The sequence below is a fragment of the Streptomyces sp. NPDC059853 genome (assembly GCF_042731495.1).
In the GTDB taxonomy this organism is placed as follows: domain Bacteria; phylum Actinomycetota; class Actinomycetes; order Streptomycetales; family Streptomycetaceae; genus Streptomyces.
Map to the genome: position 1 here is coordinate 1 of NZ_JBHWJL010000509.1, position 2,096 is coordinate 2,096.

Sequence of the window (2,096 nt, forward strand, 5' to 3'; positions counted from 1 at the left end):
GACTGATGGAGGGGCCTTGGCGGCCCGGCCCGACCCGTTCCATCCGTTCCCCTCCCCCGCGCCGCCGTGCTCGGCCAGGACCGCAGGATGGCCGCTCAACCGACGTTCGCGGAGGACGCGTGATGCAGAACCACGGACCGGAGACCTACGGCGAGCTGAACGCCGACGTCTACGACGCTTGGCACGCCGATCTCGACCCCACCGAAGCGGTCCGCTCGCTGGCCGCCCTCATCGCGGAGGGCCCCGCCGGGCCGGTCCTCGAACTGGCGGTGGGCACCGGCCGGGTGACCATCCCGCTGGCCGCCACCGGGATCGACCTGCGCGGCATCGACGCGTCGGAGGCGATGGTGGCGCGGATGCGGGCCAAGCCGGGCGGGGAGCGGATCCCCGTCACCATCGGCGACATGGCGGAGGTGGACCCGGGCGGTGCGGACCGGTTCGCCATGGTGTTCGTCGTGTTCTCCACGTTCTTCTTCCTGCTGACCCAGGAGGAGCAGGTGCGGTGCTTCGGCAATGTCGCCCGGCGGCTGCTGCCCGGCGGCCGGTTCGTGCTGGAGTGCCCGATGCCGGACGTGGGGCGCTACCGGCGCAACCAGAACCTGGAGGTGCACCGGGTGGACCTCGACCGGGTCCGGCTCACCGCCGTCCGGCACGATCCGGTGGCGCAGCGGTTCGACGGGCACCATGTGCTCATCGGCAACGACGGGATCCGGCTGGCGCCCGCGTCGATGCGGTACGCGTGGCCCTCCGAACTCGACCTGATGGCCCGGCTGGCCGGACTGGAGCGCCGGTACCGGTGGGGCGGCTGGGGCCGCGAGCCGTTCACGGCCGAGGGCGGCCACATCTCGGTGTACGAGAAGCCGGCGCCGGACGCGTCCTGACCCGTCCGGCGGGCGGGGCGGCGGGCGGGCCCGGCCGCCCCGTGCGCCGGCCCGTTCAGCCGCCCCGCGCGCCGCGCGGCAGACGGGCGGCCGGCAGGAGCAGCGGCGGCAGCAGGAAGCACTGGGCCGCGACCAGCAGCCAGAAGCCGGGCAGCGCCCCGGCCTCCTCCAGCAGCCCGTACAGCCGGCCGCCGATCACCCCGCTCAGCAGGGAGCCGAGACCGACCGCCAGCCGCTGCTGGCCGAAGGTCACCGTGGCCGAGCGGCGCGAACGGGCCAGCGCCTCCAGGTCGTTCTTGAGGAAGAGCACGGCGGTACCGGCGCTCAGCGCGAGGGCACCGGCCCCGATGCCCGCCGGGTGGCCGGTCGCGAACGCCGCCATGCCGGCTCCCGTGCAGGAGAAGCCGACCGCCAGCGCCGCCGGATAGCGCAGGGAGCCGATCCGGGCGGCCAGCAGCGGCTGGAGGACCGCCAGGCCGAGCGCGTACCCCATCATGACCGCGCCGAACGCCGCGGGCGCCAGCCGGCCCTCGGAGAAGACCGCCAGGTACTGGTAGAACTGCAGATACAGATAGTGGGTGAGCACGGTGACCGCGAACGGCAGGCCCGCGAGGCCGCGCAGCACCCGGCGGAACGGCTCGACCGGGGGCGCGTCCGCGGACCGGGGCTCCGGCCGCAGCAGCAGATGACCGGCCGCCAGCAGGGCGTAGAGCACGGTGGTCAGCGCGAACAGCCGGCCCGGCTCGGCCAGGAACAGCGCCCCGGCCACCGGGCCGAGCGCGATGCCGAGGTTCCCGGCGGCGTTGCCCGCCGACAGCAGGCGGGGGCGCCGCCCGGGCGGTGCCGCGTGCACCAGGTAGCCGCGGAAGGCCGGTGAGTACAGGGCACCGGCACCGCAGCTGAGGAAGAGGCCGAGCACCGTCAGCGCCGGGCGCCCGGCGCCGTGCAGATAGGTCACCGCACCGGCGCAGTACAGCCCGGTGGCCAGGGTCAGGGACCGTTTCAGTCCGGCGCGTTCGGCGAAGGCGGCCGTGAACGGCGCCCCGGCGAACTGCACCAGGGTGGCCGCGCCCAGCACCAGCCCCACCTCGGCCATCGTGGCGCCCAGCCGTTCGCGCAGCAGCACGGCCAGATACGGGTAGACGGCGAAGGTGCCGAGGTTGACGAGGAAGCCGCCGGCCAGCAGGGCGCGTTGCGCGCCGCTGACGGCGCGTC

The 2,096-nt window shown here is 75.0% G+C and carries 2 protein-coding genes; one reads left to right on the top strand and one right to left on the bottom strand.

All coding sequences use genetic code 11. From position 1 onward, the window contains the following. Positions 1-122 precede the first annotated feature (122 nt). On the top strand, positions 123-881 hold the full coding sequence (locus tag ACFV5N_RS27365) for a class I SAM-dependent DNA methyltransferase (RefSeq protein WP_385605090.1): 759 nt from the start codon (positions 123-125) through the stop codon (positions 879-881). Positions 882-936: 55 nt separating this feature from the next. Here ACFV5N_RS27365 and ACFV5N_RS27370 read toward each other — a convergent pair. Continuing rightward, the coding region (locus tag ACFV5N_RS27370; RefSeq protein WP_385605093.1) for an MFS transporter at positions 937-2,096 on the bottom strand (1,160 nt) is incomplete at its 5' end.

Coding starts and splice junctions, on each gene's coding strand:
- ACFV5N_RS27365 (WP_385605090.1), top strand. CDS start 123: ATGCAGAACCACGGACCGGAGACCTACGGCGAGCTGAACGCCGACGTC.